A 15500-nucleotide genomic window follows, 5' to 3' on the forward strand; every position below is an offset into this window, starting at 1 on the left:
TCTCCACGCCCTCGGCGACGAGCCGGGCGGCGAGCTTCTCCGACATGGCGACCGACCGGTGCTTGCCGCCGGTGCAGCCGACCGCGATGGTCACGTAGCGCTTGCCCTCACGGCGGTAGCCCGCGGCGACCAGCCGCAGCATCTCCGCGTACCGGTCGAGGAACTCCTTGGCGCCGGGCTGGTTGAAGACGTACGACGCCACCTCCTCGTTGAGTCCGGTGTACGGGCGCAGCTCGGGGACCCAGTGCGGGTTGGGCAGGAACCGCATGTCCACGACCAGGTCGGCGTCGACCGGGAGGCCGTACTTGAAGCCGAAGGACATGACGGTGGCCCGCAGTTCGGGTTCCTCCTCGCCGGCGAACTGGGCGTCCATCTTGGCGCGCAGCTCGTGCACGTTGAGGCTGGAGGTGTCGATCACCAGGTCGGCGTCGCCGCGCAGCTCGCGCAGCAGCTCCCGCTCGGCGTCGATGCCGTCGACGATGCGGCCGTCGCCCTGCAGGGGGTGCGGGCGGCGCACCGACTCGAAGCGGCGCACCAGGGCGTCGTCGGAGGACTCCAGGAAGACGGTCCGCCGGGTGACGCCCCGCCCGTCGAGGTCGGCGAGGGACTCGCGGAGGTTGTCGAAGAAGCGCCGGCCGCGGACGTCGACGACGACCGCGATCCGTGCCACGTTGCCCTGGGAGCGCGCGCCGAGCTCCACCATGGTGGGGATCAGCGCGGGCGGCAGGTTGTCCACGACGAACCAGCCGAGGTCCTCCAGACACTTCGCGGCCGTCGAACGGCCGGCCCCGGACATGCCGGAGATGATCACCAGCTCGGGGATGGCCGCCTCGGGCACCCCGGCCTTTTCCTTGCCCGTACTCACCTGTGCTCCGTCGTCCTGGCGGGCGGTCCGGTCGGTGCCGTCCCCGCCCGCCTCCTGCGGTGTCCGGTCCCGCGCGGGTCCCGTCTCGTGCTCGGTCATCGCTCCTGCCCCCGTCGTTCGTCCGGGGCGCCCGTGGCGACGGGCTCCCCTGGAGAACCCGTCGCCTGCCCGGGTTCTTCCGTGTCATCCATGATCTCGCCCGTCGCCGTGTTCACGGCGGGTGCGGCGGGCGCCGCCCGGTCGAGGGCCGCGACGATCGTCTCGGCCGTCTTGCGGCCTATGCCCGGAACCTCGCAGATCTGGTCGATTGTCGCCGATCGCAGCCTCTTCACCGAACCGAAGTGCTTGATCAGCGCCTGCTTGCGGGTCTCGCCGAGGCCGGGCACGTCGTCCAGCGGGCCGGAGCGGAAGCGCTTGGCCCGCTTGGCACGCTGGTAGGTGATCGCGAACCGGTGGGCCTCGTCGCGGACCCGCTGGAGCAGGTAGAGGCCCTCGCTGGTGCGCGGCAGCACCACCGGGTCGGTCTCGCCCGGCAGCCAGACCTCCTCCAGCCGCTTGGCGAGGCCGCACACGGCGATGTCGTCGATGCCCAGCTCGTCCAGCGCCCGCTGGGCCGCCGCGACCTGCGGCGCGCCGCCGTCGACGACGACGAGCTGCGGCGGGTAGGCGAAGCGTCTGGGGCGGCCGTCGTCCTCCGTGAGGGTGTTCCCGGGCGGCTCGGCGAGGCCCGCGGAGGAGTCCTCCGCACCGGGCTCCTCGCCGTCGGCCCACTCCCCCGTGCGTTCCTTCTCCGCGAGGTAGCGCCGGAAGCGGCGGGTGATCACCTCGTGCATGGAACGGACGTCGTCCTGCCCGGCGAAGCCCTTGATCTGGAAGCGGCGGTACTCGCTCTTGCGGGCCAGCCCGTCCTCGAAGACGACCATGGAGGCCACCACGTCGTCGCCCTGGAGGTGCGAGATGTCGTAGCACTCGATCCTGAGCGGGGCGCTGTCCAGCTCCAGGGCGTCGGTGATCTCCTCCAGCGCGCGCGAGCGCGTGGTCAGGTCGGAGGCGCGCTTGGTCTTGTGCAGCACGAGCGCCTGCTGGGCGTTGCGCTCCACGGTCTCCATCAGGGCCCTCTTGTCGCCGCGCTGCGGGATGCGCAGGGACACGCCGGAGCCGCGCCGCTCCGTCAGCCACTGCTGGACCGGCTCCACCGGGTCCGGCAGGGCGGGGACCAGGACCTCCCGGGGGACCGCGTCGCCGGTCTCCTCGCCGTAGAGCTGCTGCAGCGCGTGCTCGACGAGGGCGCCGGTGGTGATCTCCTCGACCTTGTCGGTGACCCAGCCGCGCTGGCCTCGCACGCGTCCGCCGCGTACGTGGAAGATCTGGACGGCCGCCTCCAGTTCGTCCTCGGCGACCGCGATCAGGTCGGCGTCGGTCGCGTCGGCGAGCACGACCGCGCTCTTCTCCATGGCCTTCTTCAGCGCCCCGATGTCGTCGCGCAGGCGCGCGGCCCGCTCGTACTCCATCTCCTCGGCCGCCTCGGCCATCCGCCGCTCCAGGCGGCGCAGGTAGGCGCCCGTGCGGCCGGCCATGAAGTCGGAGAACTCCTCGGCCAGCGCGCGGTGGTCCTCGGCGGAGATGCGGTCCACGCACGGCGCCGAGCACTTGTCGATGTAGCCGAGCAGACAGGGGCGGCCGGTGCGGGCGGCGTTCTTGAAGACCCCGGCCGAGCAGGTGCGTACCGGGAAGACGCGCAGCAGCAGGTCCACGGTGTCGCGGATCGCCCACGCGTGCGTGTACGGACCGAAGTACCGGACGCCCTTCTTCTTGTGACCGCGCATCACCTGGACGCGCGGGAACTCCTCGTTCATCGTCACCGCGAGGTACGGGTAGCTCTTGTCGTCGCGGTACTTGACGTTGAACCGGGGGTCGTACTCCTTGATCCAGGAGTACTCCAGCTGGAGCGCCTCGACCTCCGTGGACACCACCGTCCACTCCACGGACGCGGCCGTGGTGACCATGGAGCGGGTGCGCGGGTGCAGCCCGGCCAGGTCCTGGAAGTAGTTCGCCAGGCGCTGGCGCAGGCTCTTCGCCTTTCCGACGTAGATCACCCGGCGGTGCTCGTCGCGGAACCGGTAGACCCCCGGCGAGTCGGGGATCTCACCCGGTTTGGGGCGGTAGCTGGAGGGGTCGGCCATGTCTCACACCCTACTGGCGGGGACCGACACCGCGGCGGGCCCGTGGACGGCGGGGCCCGGCCGGGTCCGGATGGGTTACGGCGTACGGGAAGCGGGAAGGTGGGGGTTCCGTCCCTCGGATGATCGGCGGACGGCCACGAGGGCGGTCACGAGTCGGAGGGCTGGTCACATGCGACGGACGCGGATCGAGAAACCACGACGACCGGCCCGGACCCGCCGGTACGCGGACGAGGCGTCCGGCCTCGTCGACTCCCTCGACCCACGCGATCCCGACATCGTGCGCGCGAAGCGCCTGCGGGCGCGGTCGGCGGGCGGGGACGGGACCGGCGCGTCGTAGGAAGGGCGCGTGCCGCCGCCGTGGGCCGCTGTTGGGCGTCAGGTGTTGTCGGGACTTGGTCAACACGCTTCAATGCGGGGGAACTCCGGGCCCTGAACGGCGGCGTACGGATGTGAAGACTCCGCCGCGCCGGCGGGGGGCGGCTCCGGGGTGCCCGCGCGACGGCCCGACCAGCCGTCGCGGACTTCACAGAAAGGCCCCTGCATGCCGCACGCCACACCGCACGCGGACCCCGTCACCGCGGAACTGGACTCGGCCCTGCGAGGCGGCCCCTTCCACGTCGCCCTGCGCGCGGCGATCGCCGCGCGGGGACTGCCGTTGCAGCGGGTGCAGCACCATCTGTCGCGCCACGGCGTGAAGGTCGGCGTCACCAGTCTGAGCTACTGGCAGCAGGGCGCCCGCCGCCCGCAGCGCCCGGAGTCGCTGCGCGCCGTACGGGCGCTGGAGGAGATCCTGCAACTGCCGGAGGAGTCGCTGATCCGGCTGCTCGCCGAGCCGGACGAGCACACGGCGGGCCACCGCTCCCCCCGGCGGTCCTACCGCTCCCTGGTCGAGGCCTCGGGCGTACGGGAACGGCTGCTGGCCGAGTTCGGTGCCCCGCGCGACGGCGGGCTGCACACCCTGGGGCACCACGAGCGGATACGGATCGGAGCGCGCCGCGAACTGGCGGAGCGCGAGTCGCACCACATCGTGCGCGCCCACCGGGACGGCGTCGACCGCTATGTGGCCGTCCACCACGGCGACCCCGGCGCCGTACCGGAGCGGATGACCGTGCGGGCACTGGAGAACTGCCGTACCGGACGCGTGCTCCGGCATCACGACACCGGGGTGCTCGCGGTCGAGCTGCTCTTCGACACCCGGCTGCGGGCCGGTGACACCTTCCTCTTCCGCTACTCCGTCGAGGACGGCACGGCGGGCGTCTCGCGCGAGTACGTGCGCGGGACGGAGTCCCCCGGCGGCCAGTACGCGCTCCAGGTGTGCTTCGGCTCCGGGGCGCTCCCCGTGCGCTGCCACCGGTTCACCCAGCACTCGGCGGCGGCACCGCGCGGCGGCCACCGGGAACTGGTGCTCAGCGGGCTGCACCGCTCGGTGCACCTGGTCGAACCGCGCGTGCGGTCGGGTTACGTGGGGATCGCCTGGGACTGGGAGTGACCCCGGTCAGCTCTGCGGCCTGACGACCAGCGTGCCGTTCTTCACCTCGACGGCCAGCGTCTTCAGGGGGGCCACGGCCGGCTCGCGCAGCACCTTGCCGGTGGTGGCGTCGAACTCGCTGCCGTGGCAGGGGCAGATCAGCTTCGTGCCCTCGAGCTTGTTGACGGGGCACCCCGCGTGGGTGCAGACGGTGTCGTACGCCTTGAGGGTGCCGTCCCCGCTCCGGCTGACCACGACGTTGTGGTCCCGGTACAGCTTCGCGCCGTCCTCGGCGACCTCGCTCTCGGGGCCCAGCTCGACGGGGCCGGTCAGCGGGGCGGCGCCCTCCTCGGTGCTTCCGCACGCGGTGAGGCCCAGTCCGGCCACGGGGGTCAGGGCCGCGCCCCGCAGGACGGTGCGGCGGGTCGCGGCGGGGCGGCGGGCGGGCATGAGGGCTCCACGGGTGGGACGACGGTGCGCGGGTGGACATCGGGGACGATACCGGGAGTGATCGTTCCGGCTGTGGGCGGGGGCTGTCGCGGGGTGGCCGGGCAGGCGTCCACAGGCGTTTACGCACGTCCGGCGGATGGGATACGGTCCCCACCCGAGAGGCGGCGCGCGGTGCACGGATGTGCGGAATCGGCGGGCCGTGAAGCCCGGTCCTTCCGAGACCTTCGGAGAAGGGAACCCCTCGTGATCGTCGTGGCCGGTGAGGCACTGATCGACCTGGTACCGCGCGGCGCGGGCGCGCTCGCGCCGCTGACGCCGGCGCTCGGCGGCGGCCCGTTCAACACGGCGGTGGCGCTGGGCCGACTCGGCTCCCCCACCGCGTTCTGCTCCCGGGTGTCGTACGACGCCTTCGGTACGGCGCTGCTGGACCGGCTGCGGGAGACCGGTGTGGACGTGTCGTCGGTACAGCGCGGCGACGAGCCGACGACGCTGGCCGTCGCCACGGTCGGCACGGACGGCTCGGCGGCGTACTCCTTCTACGTGGAGGGGACCGCGGACCGCCTGTTCACGGCCCCCGGCGCCTTGCCGGCCGGTACCCGCGCGGTGTCCTTCGGGACCTGCTCCCTCGTGCTGGAACCGGGCGCGAGCGCGTACGAGGAGCTGATGCGCACCGCCTGCGCGCAGGGCGTCTTCACGGCGTTGGACCCCAACGTCCGGTCGGGTCTCATCCCCGACGCCGACGCCTACCGGGCCCGGTTCAAGAGCTGGCTGCCGTCGGTGTCGCTGCTGAAGCTGTCCGCGGAGGACGCCGAGTGGCTCGGCGGGTCCCCGAAGGAGTGGCTGGCGGCCGGTCCGGCGGCGGTCGTGGTCACCCGGGGCGGGGACGGGCTGACCGTGTTCACCCGCGACGGCTCCGAGTACTCCGTGCCGGGTCAGCGGGTCGAGGTGGTGGACACGATCGGCGCCGGTGACACGGTGAACGCGGCGCTGCTGCACGGCCTCGCGGTGCGGGACGCGCTCAGTGACGCGGGGGTGGCCGCGCTGGGCGGCGAGGGCTGGGCGGGTCTGCTCGGCTTCGCGGCGCGTGCGGCGGCGGTCACCTGCTCACGCGCGGGCGCGGAACCGCCGTACGCCCATGAACTGGGGCCGGAGGCCGTCTGACGCACGTACGCGCCGTGCCGCACGGGGTTTGCGTGCGGCACGGCGCGTGCGGGTGCGGGCCGGTCAGTCCTTGGTCGCCCGCGTCGTCTTCTTCGCGGCGGCCTTGGTGGCCGTCTTCCTGGCGGGCGTCTTCTCGGCGGCCGTACCGTCGATCGTCCTGGTGGCCGTCCTCCTGGTGCCGGCCTTGGCCGCGACCGTCTTCTTCGCCGCCGTCTTGCGCGGGGCCGGCGCCTGCGCGGCATCGCTGATCCGCTCCGCCCCGAGGATGTCGCGCAGGAACTTGCCGGTGTGGCTGGCCGGGACGCCGGCGACCTGCTCCGGGGTGCCCTCCGCGACGACCAGGCCGCCGCCGGAACCGCCCTCGGGGCCCATGTCGACGACCCAGTCGGCGGTCTTGATCACGTCGAGGTTGTGCTCGATGACGATGACCGTGTTGCCCTTCTCGACCAGTCCGGACAGGACCTTCAGCAGCTTGCTGATGTCCTCGAAGTGCAGACCGGTGGTCGGCTCGTCCAGGACGTAGACCGTGCGGCCGGTGGAGCGCTTCTGCAGCTCGCTGGCGAGCTTCACACGCTGTGCCTCGCCACCGGACAGGGTGGTCGCGGACTGGCCGAGCCGGACGTAGCCGAGACCGACGTCGTTGAGCGTCCGCAGGTGGCGGGCGATGGCCGGGACGGCCTCGAAGAAGTTCATGGCCTCTTCGATCGGCATGTTCAGGACGTCGGCGATGGACTTGCCCTTGTAGTGGACCTCCAGGGTCTCCCGGTTGTAGCGGGCGCCGTGGCAGACCTCGCACGGGACGTACACGTCCGGGAGGAAGTTCATCTCGATCTTGATCGTGCCGTCACCCGCGCAGTTCTCGCAGCGGCCGCCCTTGACGTTGAAGGAGAAGCGGCCCGGCATGTAGCCGCGGACCTTCGCCTCGGTGGTCTCGGCGAACAGCTTGCGGACGTGGTCGAAGACACCCGTGTACGTCGCCGGGTTGGAGCGCGGGGTGCGGCCGATGGGCGACTGGTCGACGTGGACGACCTTGTCGACGAGGTCGTCGCCCTCCACCCGCGTGTGCCGGCCGGGGACGCTGCGCGCGCCGTTCAGCTCGCGGGCGAGGTGGGTGTACAGGATGTCGTTGACCAGTGTGGACTTGCCGGAGCCGGACACACCGGTGACCGCGGTGAAGACGCCCAGCGGGAAGGACACGTCGATGTCCCGCAGGTTGTTCTCGCGGGCACCGTGCACCGTGAGCCGGCGCGACGGGTCGTGCGGGCGGCGGATGTCGGGCAGCGGGATGGCCTTCTTGCCGGACAGGTACTGGCCGGTCTGCGACTCGGCGTTGGCGAGCAGCTCCTTGAGGGAGCCGCTGTGCACGACCTTGCCGCCGTGCTCGCCGGCGCCGGGGCCGATGTCGACGATCCAGTCGGCGACCTTGATGGTGTCCTCGTCGTGCTCCACGACGATGAGCGTGTTGCCCATGTCGCGCAGCCGGACCAGGGTCTCGATCAGCCGGTGGTTGTCCCGCTGGTGCAGGCCGATGGAGGGCTCGTCGAGGACGTAGAGCACACCGACGAGTCCGGAGCCGATCTGGGTGGCCAGGCGGATGCGCTGGGCCTCGCCGCCGGAGAGGGTGCCCGCCGCGCGGTTGAGCGAGAGGTAGTCCAGGCCGACGTCGACCAGGAACCGCAGCCGCTCGTTGACCTCCTTGAGCACGCGCTCGGCGATCTTCTTGTCGCGGGCGGTGAGCTTCAGCTCGCCCAGGAAGTCCGCGCAGTCGCTGATGGACATCCCGGAGACCTCGGCGATGGACTTGCCCATGACCGTGACGGCGAGGACGACCGGCTTGAGCCGGGTGCCCTCGCAGGCCGGGCAGGGCACCTCGCGCATGTAGCCCTCGAAGCGCTCGCGGCTGGCGTCGCTCTCGGCCTCGCTGTGCCGGCGCTTGACGAAGGGGACGGCGCCCTCGAAGGCCGTGGTGTACCGGCGCTCACGGCCGTAGCGGTTGCGGTAGCGGACCTCGACCTGGGTCTTGTGGCCGTGCAGCAGGGCCTTCCTGGCGCGCTGCGGCAGGCCGGCGAAGGGGATGTCGGTGCGGAAGCCCAGCGCGTCCGCGAGGGCCCCGATCAGGCGGCCGAAGTAGTCCTTGGTGTGGCCGTGCGACCACGGGTGGATGGCGCCCTCGTCGAGGCTCTTGTCCGGGTCGGGGACGATCAGCTCGGGGTCGACCTCCATGCGCGTGCCGATGCCGGTGCACTCGGGGCAGGCGCCGAAGGGCGAGTTGAAGGAGAAGGAGCGGGGCTCCAGCTCCTCGAAGGACAGGTCGTCGTACGCGCAGTACAGGTGCTCGGAGTACATGCGCTCGCGCTCGGGGTCGTCCTCGGGGAGGTCGACGAAGTCGAGCACGACCATGCCGCCGGACAGGCCGAGGGCGGTCTCGACGGAGTCGGTGAGGCGGCGCTTGGCGCTGTCCTTGACGGTGAGGCGGTCGACGACCACCTCGATGGTGTGCTTCTCCTGCTTCTTCAGCGTGGGCGGGTTGGAGAGCTGGACGGTCTCGCCGTCCACCCGCGCGCGGGAGTAGCCCTTGGTCTGGAGGTCGGCGAACAGGTCGACGAACTCGCCCTTGCGCTCGCGCACCAGCGGGGAGAGCACCTGGAAGCGGCTGCCCTCGGGCAGTTCCAGGACCTTGTCGACGATGGCCTGCGGCGACTGGCGCGCGATCGGGCGGCCGCACTCGGGGCAGTGCGGCTTGCCGATGCGCGCGAAGAGCAGGCGCAGGTAGTCGTAGACCTCGGTGATGGTGCCGACCGTGGAGCGCGGGTTGCGGGAGGTCGACTTCTGGTCGATGGAGACCGCCGGGGACAGGCCCTCGATGAAGTCGACGTCCGGCTTGTCCATCTGGCCGAGGAACTGCCGGGCGTACGAGGAGAGGGACTCCACGTAGCGCCGCTGTCCCTCGGCGAAGATCGTGTCGAAGGCCAGCGAGGACTTGCCCGACCCCGACAGGCCCGTGAAGACGATGAGCGAGTCGCGCGGGAGATCGAGCGAGACGTTCTTGAGGTTGTGCTCGCGCGCTCCACGGACGATGAGACGGTCGGCCACGCCGGTCCGCACCTTTCTTGAGAGAAGTGACAGGGGCGGGGCCCCCGTCTTTCCCAGACTAGGGGGAGCCACTGACAACGCCGGTTCGGATTCACGGGTTGTCAACAAACCCCGGCTCTCCAGCATGCCCGACGCCGAACACGACCTTATAGCACGTGCATTCGATTTAGGGCGCGGCTTCGCCACCTTCACCCGATGGTGTGACGGGGCTAGGGTCAGCACCATGATTGATCACGCTGATGACCTGGCGTCTGTACAAGCAGCGACCGAGCGGCTGCTCACCGCGGTCGCCGCACTGGACAACGCGGCTGTGACCCAGTCGTCACGGCTGCCCGGCTGGACCCGCGGTCATGTGCTGGCCCACCTGGCCCGCAACGCGGACGCCCTGGTGAACGTTCTCGAGGGCCGCCCCATGTACGTCTCCGGCGAGGCCCGGGACGCCGACATCGAGCGGGACGCCCCGCGCCCCCTCGACGCGCACCTCGCCGACCTGCGGGAGAGCGGGGAGCGCTTCCGCGCGGCGGGCGCGGCCCCGGCGGACCCGTCGCGCACGGTGGAACTCCGCAACGGGGTCACGGACCGGGCGGAACGAGTGCCGTTCCGCCGGTGGATCGAGGTGGAGCTGCACCACGTGGACCTCGGGATCGGCTACGAGCTGGAGAACCTGCCGGCGGACTTCACGGAGCGGGAGATCGACTTCCTCGCGGCACGGTTCGCCGGTCACCGGGACGTGCCGCCGACCACCCTGGCCACCGTGGACGGCGGGACCTGGACGACCGGCGGCGGAGCGGACGGCGGCCCGGTCGCGGTCGAGGGGACGGCCGCCGACCTGCTGGGCTGGCTGGCCGGCCGCCGGGACGGCGCCGCCCTGACGGTCAAGGGCGGCGACCTCCCGGCGCTTCCCCCGCTGTAGCACCTGTCCCGCGCGGGTTCCCGCTATAGGCTGGCGGTCATGACGTACAGCGGTCGGGTGACGGTCGGCGGCCCAGCCGACGTGCACGAACTCAAGGACCTGATGATCACCAAGATCGCGGTCGGCCCCATGGAGAACAACGCCTATCTGCTGCGTTGCCGGGCCACCGACGAGCAGTTGCTGATCGACGCGGCCAACGACGCGGGGGCCCTGCTGGGGACGATCGGTGACGACGGCATCGCGTCCGTCGTCACCACCCACCGGCACGGCGACCACTGGCAGGCGCTCGCCGAGGTCGTCGCCGCCACCGGCGCCCGCACCCACGCGGGCCGGGAGGACGCCGAGGGCATCCCCGTGCCGACCGACGTGCCGGTCGACGACGGCGACACCATCCGCGTGGGCCGGGTGGAACTCACCGCCCGCCATCTGGTCGGTCACACGCCCGGCTCGATCGCCCTGGTCTACGACGATCCCCACGGGCATCCGCATGTGTTCACCGGGGACTGCCTGTTCCCGGGCGGTGTGGGCAACACCCACAAGGACCCGAAGGCGTTCGCCAGTCTGATCCATGACGTCGAGACCAAGATCTTCGAGGTTCTGCCGGACGAGACCTGGGTCTATCCCGGACACGGCGACGACACCACCCTGGGCGCGGAACGCCCGCACCTGCCGGAGTGGCGCGCGCGAGGCTGGTGAGACGAGGCTCACGCCTCGGCCGCTCCGGGACCGGCCAGCGCGGCGATCCGCTCCACCGCGAACACGTATCCCTGCACCCCGCATCCCGCGATGACCCCGTCGGCGCGCAGGGAGACGTAGGAGTGGTGCCGGAAGGACTCGCGCCGGTGGATGTTGGAGATGTGGACCTCCATCACGGGCAGGCCGTCACAGGCGTTGAGGGCGTCCAGGATGGCGACGGAGGTGTGGGAGTAGGCACCGGGGTTGATGACGATCCCGCAGTGGTTCGACCGTGCCTCGTGGATCCAGTCCACCAACTGGCCCTCGTGGTTGGACTGGCGCAGATCCACCGTGCCGCCCCGCGCCGCCGCCGCCTTGGCGCACATCGTCTCCACGTCGGCCAGCGTGTCCGAGCCGTAGATCTCCGGCTGGCGCTGTCCCAGCAGGTTCAGGTTGGGGCCGTTGAGGATCATGATGGGGGCGTTGGCCAGATTGCGGGGCACGGTTCCTCCGGTCCGTCGGGGTGGGGCGGTCCTCGCCGGAACCGCTGCTCGGACCGGTCTATCACGCTGCGCCGCACGGCCGTTGAGCCCTGCCCCGGCCCGCACCGGGCGACCGCGTGGCCGTGCTCCGGGCGCTCCCCGGCACTGCTCGTGGGCCGCCCGGAGAACCGGGTCTCCGGGCGGCCCACGGGCCCCGGGGAGCACGGCCACGGCCCACGCCGCCGGGCGACGTGCTCCCCGTCAGGGGTTGAGCGCCAGTTCCAGATAGGCCGCGAGCAGCACCAGGTGCACGCCGCCCTGGAGCGGTGTGGCCCGCCCGGGGACCACGGTCAGCGCGCCCACCACCATGGTCAGGGCGAGCAGCACCATATGGGTGTTGCCGAGGCCGAGGACGAGCGGGCCGGGGAGCCAGAGGGAGGCCAGCGCGACGGCGGGGATGGTCAGGCCGATGCTGGCCATCGCCGAGCCGAGCGCGAGGTTCATGCTGGTCTGCACCTGGTTGCGGCGTGAGGCGCGCACCGCGGCGATGGTCTCCGGGAGGAGGACCAGCAGGGCGATGATCACACCGACGACGGAGTGGGGCAGCCCGGCGGCCTCCACTCCGGACTCGATCGTGGGCGAGACGCCTTTGGCCAGCCCGACCACTCCGACCAGGGCCAGGCCGAGCAGCCCGAGACTGATCAGGGCGGTGCGCGTGGAGGGCGCCTCGGCGTGCTCCTGCTCGGAGGAGACCGCCTCGCTCTGCTTGACGATCGGCAGGAAGTAGTCGCGGTGTCTGACGGTCTGGGTCGCCACGAACAGGGCGTAGAGGATCAGTGAGGAGACCGCCGCGAACGTGAGCTGCACGGTGGAGAACTCCGGGCCCGGCTTGCTCGTGGTGAACGTCGGCAGCACGAGGCTGAGGGTCGCCAGCGTCGCGACCGTGGCGAGGGCCGCGCCGGTGCCTTCCGAATTGAACACCGCCGTGCCGTGGCGCAGTGAGCCCACCAGGAGACTCAGTCCGAGAATGCCGTTGACGGTGATCATCACGGCCGCGAACACGGTGTCCCTGGCGAGCGTCGCGCTCTTGTCCCCGCCGTCGAGCATCAGTGTGACGATCAGCGCCACCTCGATGACGGTGACGGCGACCGCGAGGACCAGGGAGCCGAAGGGCTCACCGACCCGGTGTGCGACCACCTCGGCGTGGTGCACGGCCGCCAGCACGGATCCCGCGAGAACCGCGGTCACCAGGACGACGATCCAGCCGGGCAGTTCGCGTCCCCAGGTCAGGACCAGCAGAACTACGGCGAGCACCGGCACCAGGGTCGTCCACTGTGCCGCGAGTGACCTGAACCGAGCGGTCATGGGGCGATCGTCGCAGACGTGAACGGGCGGCGCACCTCACCGCAGCCCTCCGACCACCGGCCGACCGTGGGGGGCGCGGGGGGTGTCACCGCCGCGCAGCGCACCCCTCCGCTCCGTGTTCCTGATCGCCTCGGGGTCATCATGGTCACGCATGGCCTCCTCGTACGAGTCGTGTTCGGTCGGCGCCGGCGGGCGGCGCGGGGTGGGAGCAGACAGGACCGGGAGCGGTGGTCGGCGATGTGCCGGCCTCCGCTCCCGGTACCGGCGTTCCGGTGTCCGACAGGGTCAGACGTCGATGTCGTTCTTCACGGGGTCCTCGCCCCGGCCTGCCGCCGCCTCGGCCTCCGCCTGCTTGCGGGAGGCCCGCAGGCTGGTGATCGTGGTGACGACCAGGACCGCGCAGATGACGCCGAGTGAGACCGGGATGCTGATCTCGGGGACGTGTACCCCGGACTCGTGCAGTGCGTGCAGCACCAGCTTCACGCCGATGAAGCCGAGGATGATCGACAGGCCGTAGGAGAGGTGGACCAGCTTCTTCAGCAGGCCGCCGATGAGGAAGTACAGCTGCCTCAGGCCCATCAGCGCGAACGCGTTCGCCGTGAACACGATGTACGGGTCCTGGGTCAGGCCGAAGATCGCGGGGATGGAGTCGAGCGCGAACAGGATGTCCGTGGTGCCGATGGCGAGCATGACGACGAGCATCGGGGTCATGACCCGCTTGCCGTTCTGCTCGATCCACAGCTTGGTGCCGTGGTACCGGTCGGCCACGCCGAAGCGGCGCTCGGCGGCCTTGAGGAGCTTGTTCTCCTCGTACTCCTCGTCCTCCTCGTCGGCCCGGGCCTCCTGGATGAGCTTCCAGGCGGTCCAGATCAGGAAGGCGCCGAAGATGTAGAACACCCACGAGAAGCTGGCGAGGATCGCGGCGCCGGCGGCGATGAAGATCGCACGCAGCACCAGGGCTATGAGGACGCCGACGAGGAGCACCCGCTGCTGGTACTGCGTCGGGACCGCGAACTTCGCCATGATCAGGACGAAGACGAAGAGGTTGTCGACGCTCAGCGACTTCTCGGTGATGTAGCCGGCGAAGAACTCGCCTCCGGCCTGGCCTCCGCCCCAGATCAGCAGGCCGAGTCCGAAGAGCGCGGCCAGGATGATCCAGACGACGGTCCAGATTCCGGCTTCCTTGATGGATACGTCATGCGGTTTGCGGCCGATGAAGAAGTCGACCGCGATGAGGGCACACAGGCCCACGATCGTCAGGACCCACAGGGTCAGGGAAACATCCACTGCGCCTCCGGCAGATACGTCACACGGCAAATGTCAGCGTCGTCGCTGCCGGAGGTCTCTTCCACCCGGGCCTCCGGCGCTTGGCTGCGTCCGGACGGTCCTTCGGGCCGACGCCCCGGGATCTGGCCTGATCCGTATTGACGGGGTCGCCGCACAGACAGGGAGTACTCCCCTCCGTGCGGTCAAGAGTACCCAACCACCAAGGATTGGTAAAGGGATAGGTAAAGAAAGAGGCAAAGTCCCAGGTGGCGGGGCTTTACGCGAGCTTGGTCAAAGGTGTGGGGACTCACCTGTCCCATGAGCGGCGGGCCGCCGCGACCTGGGTGAGCACCTGCTGGAGGACCTGGCTGCCCGGCGGCACGAGCGGCGGCTCGTACGTCCAGGCGTGTCCGACCCACGGGTCGGCCAGATGGTCATCGGGCACGGGGGTCAGTCGCAACAGCGAACGCCACAGCGGGTCGAGGAGCGGGCCGTAGCCCGCGGACTCCTCACGGTCGGCGACCATCATCAGATGGACCCCGACGGCCGGGCCCTCGTCGGCGAGGTAGCGCAACTGGTTCACGGCCCGGTCGTCGAAACCGTGCGGGAAGTCGTTGACGATCAGTAGCTGCTGGGAGGTGTCGAAGCCGGGCGGCAGCGCGTCCGGGGCACCCCCGCGCAGCGCCATCTGCACCAGGTCGACCCGCTGCGTGAGCCGGCCCAGCACGTCCGTCACGCCCGCGGCGCCCTGGGCGGGCGGGGCCGCCAGCACACCGGTCTGCGTCAGCGGTGCCAGCGGCTGCGCCCCGGATCCGGCCGGGTCGATGACGTGCACGGTGAACTCGCCCGCCGGGTAGACGGCGAGCAGCCGGGCCGCGTGCGCCACCGCCGTCTCCATGGCGAGGCGCCGCATGTCGTGGGAGTCGGTGAACGACCCGTCGACCGAGTCGGCCCGTCCGCTGTCGATCCACAGACCGCGCTCCAGCGGCAGCCGGAGCAGCATCGGGATGCGGATCCGGTCGGCCTCGGGCAGCCGCAGGTCGCCCAGGCGCAGTGCCATGGGTATCTCCATCGGCACCCGGTAGGCGTGCCAGGCGGGGTTGTCCCAGCGGGCGAAGGCGGGGGGCAGCGCGGGTTCGACGACGTCGGCCTCGGCGACGAGCTGGACGAGGTCCCGGTCGAGGACCTCTCGCGCCTGGTCGACGAGGTGGGTGTACCGGGCCCGGGCGGCCTCGCGCGCGGCGTCGCCCTGACCGCCGATCCGGCTGCGCGGGTCGGACAGGGTCTGCTCCAGCTCCTTGTCCATGCGGGACTCGGCGAAGTCGACGGCGCTGCGGTAGGCGGCGGTGGTGCGGGCCAGGTCCTCGAACATGCCCCAGACCTGGTTGTAGAGCCGCTCCTCCATGGACCAGCCGGTCGCGTCCCCCGCGACGGGCTGCGCGGGCTGTCCGGGCTGTGCCGGCGGCGCGGTGGGCGGGGGCGGCGGCGGGGCGGAGTTCCGCCGGCCGGGGTGGCTGTAGTCGATCGGGCCGCCGGTGGTGGCGGACGGGTCCGTGGCACCGGCTCCGCCGTACGCCGG

At 71.3% G+C, this 15500-nt stretch carries 12 protein-coding genes and 1 pseudogene; 5 read left to right on the forward strand and 8 right to left on the reverse strand.

What is annotated here, in order from left to right; genetic code table 11:
* Both rapZ and uvrC read right to left on the reverse strand, forming a co-directional pair.
* Positions 1-964 (reverse strand): RNase adapter RapZ (rapZ, locus tag B7767_RS10485; RefSeq protein WP_085571957.1); only part of this gene is annotated, 964 nt, incomplete at its 3' end.
* Positions 961-3048, reverse strand: a complete 2088-nt coding sequence (uvrC, locus tag B7767_RS10490; RefSeq protein ID WP_085571958.1) for an excinuclease ABC subunit UvrC — start codon at positions 3046-3048, stop codon at positions 961-963. The genes uvrC and rapZ, both read right to left, overlap by 4 nt.
* A gap of 169 nt (positions 3049-3217) precedes the next feature.
* On the opposite strand from uvrC, the gene B7767_RS46295 reads away from it, so the two are divergent.
* Both B7767_RS46295 and B7767_RS10495 read left to right on the forward strand, forming a co-directional pair.
* A complete protein-coding gene (locus tag B7767_RS46295; protein WP_179167095.1) occupies positions 3218-3385 on the forward strand; it encodes a hypothetical protein in 168 nt (55 codons plus the stop codon).
* A 204-nt stretch (positions 3386-3589) separates the two neighbouring features.
* On the forward strand, positions 3590-4537 hold the full coding sequence (locus tag B7767_RS10495) for a hypothetical protein (RefSeq protein WP_085571959.1): 948 nt from the start codon (positions 3590-3592) through the stop codon (positions 4535-4537).
* A gap of 6 nt (positions 4538-4543) precedes the next feature.
* Here B7767_RS10495 and B7767_RS10500 read toward each other — a convergent pair whose 3' ends face one another.
* Positions 4544-4966, reverse strand: coding sequence for a Rieske (2Fe-2S) protein (locus B7767_RS10500; protein ID WP_085571960.1), 423 nt, complete (start codon positions 4964-4966; stop codon positions 4544-4546).
* Positions 4967-5209: 243 nt separating this feature from the next.
* Here B7767_RS10500 and B7767_RS10505 point away from each other — a divergent pair, with 243 nt between their 5' ends.
* On the forward strand, positions 5210-6127 hold the full coding sequence (locus tag B7767_RS10505; protein ID WP_085571961.1) for a carbohydrate kinase: 918 nt from the start codon (positions 5210-5212) through the stop codon (positions 6125-6127).
* Between the two features lie 63 nt (positions 6128-6190).
* On the opposite strand, the gene uvrA is transcribed toward B7767_RS10505, so the two are convergent.
* Positions 6191-9220, reverse strand: a complete 3030-nt coding sequence (uvrA, locus tag B7767_RS10510; protein WP_085571962.1) for an excinuclease ABC subunit UvrA — start codon at positions 9218-9220, stop codon at positions 6191-6193.
* A 223-nt stretch (positions 9221-9443) separates the two neighbouring features.
* Between uvrA and B7767_RS10515 the strand changes: the two genes are divergently transcribed.
* Entirely contained in the window at positions 9444-10133 is a 690-nt protein-coding gene (locus B7767_RS10515; protein ID WP_085571963.1) for a maleylpyruvate isomerase family mycothiol-dependent enzyme, read from the forward strand.
* 39 nt (positions 10134-10172) lie between these two features.
* On the forward strand, positions 10173-10829 hold the full coding sequence (locus tag B7767_RS10520; protein WP_085571964.1) for an MBL fold metallo-hydrolase: 657 nt from the start codon (positions 10173-10175) through the stop codon (positions 10827-10829).
* Positions 10830-10837: 8 nt separating this feature from the next.
* On the opposite strand, the gene aroQ is transcribed toward B7767_RS10520, so the two are convergent.
* The 4 genes and pseudogenes from aroQ to B7767_RS10540 all read right to left on the reverse strand — a co-directional run.
* Positions 10838-11311: a type II 3-dehydroquinate dehydratase gene (gene aroQ / locus B7767_RS10525; protein ID WP_085571965.1), complete on the reverse strand. Its 474-nt coding sequence runs from the start codon at positions 11309-11311 to the stop codon at positions 10838-10840.
* Between the two features lie 240 nt (positions 11312-11551).
* Positions 11552-12655: a calcium:proton antiporter gene (locus B7767_RS10530; protein WP_085571966.1), complete on the reverse strand. Its 1104-nt coding sequence runs from the start codon at positions 12653-12655 to the stop codon at positions 11552-11554.
* Between the two features lie 285 nt (positions 12656-12940).
* On the reverse strand, positions 12941-13942 hold the full coding sequence (locus B7767_RS10535; RefSeq protein WP_085571967.1) for a TerC/Alx family metal homeostasis membrane protein: 1002 nt from the start codon (positions 13940-13942) through the stop codon (positions 12941-12943).
* A gap of 286 nt (positions 13943-14228) precedes the next feature.
* A pseudogene (locus B7767_RS10540) lies at positions 14229-15500 on the reverse strand (export associated protein); the annotation flags it as partial.

This window comes from Streptomyces sp. 13-12-16, assembly GCF_002114215.1.
In the GTDB taxonomy this organism is placed as follows: domain Bacteria; phylum Actinomycetota; class Actinomycetes; order Streptomycetales; family Streptomycetaceae; genus Streptomyces.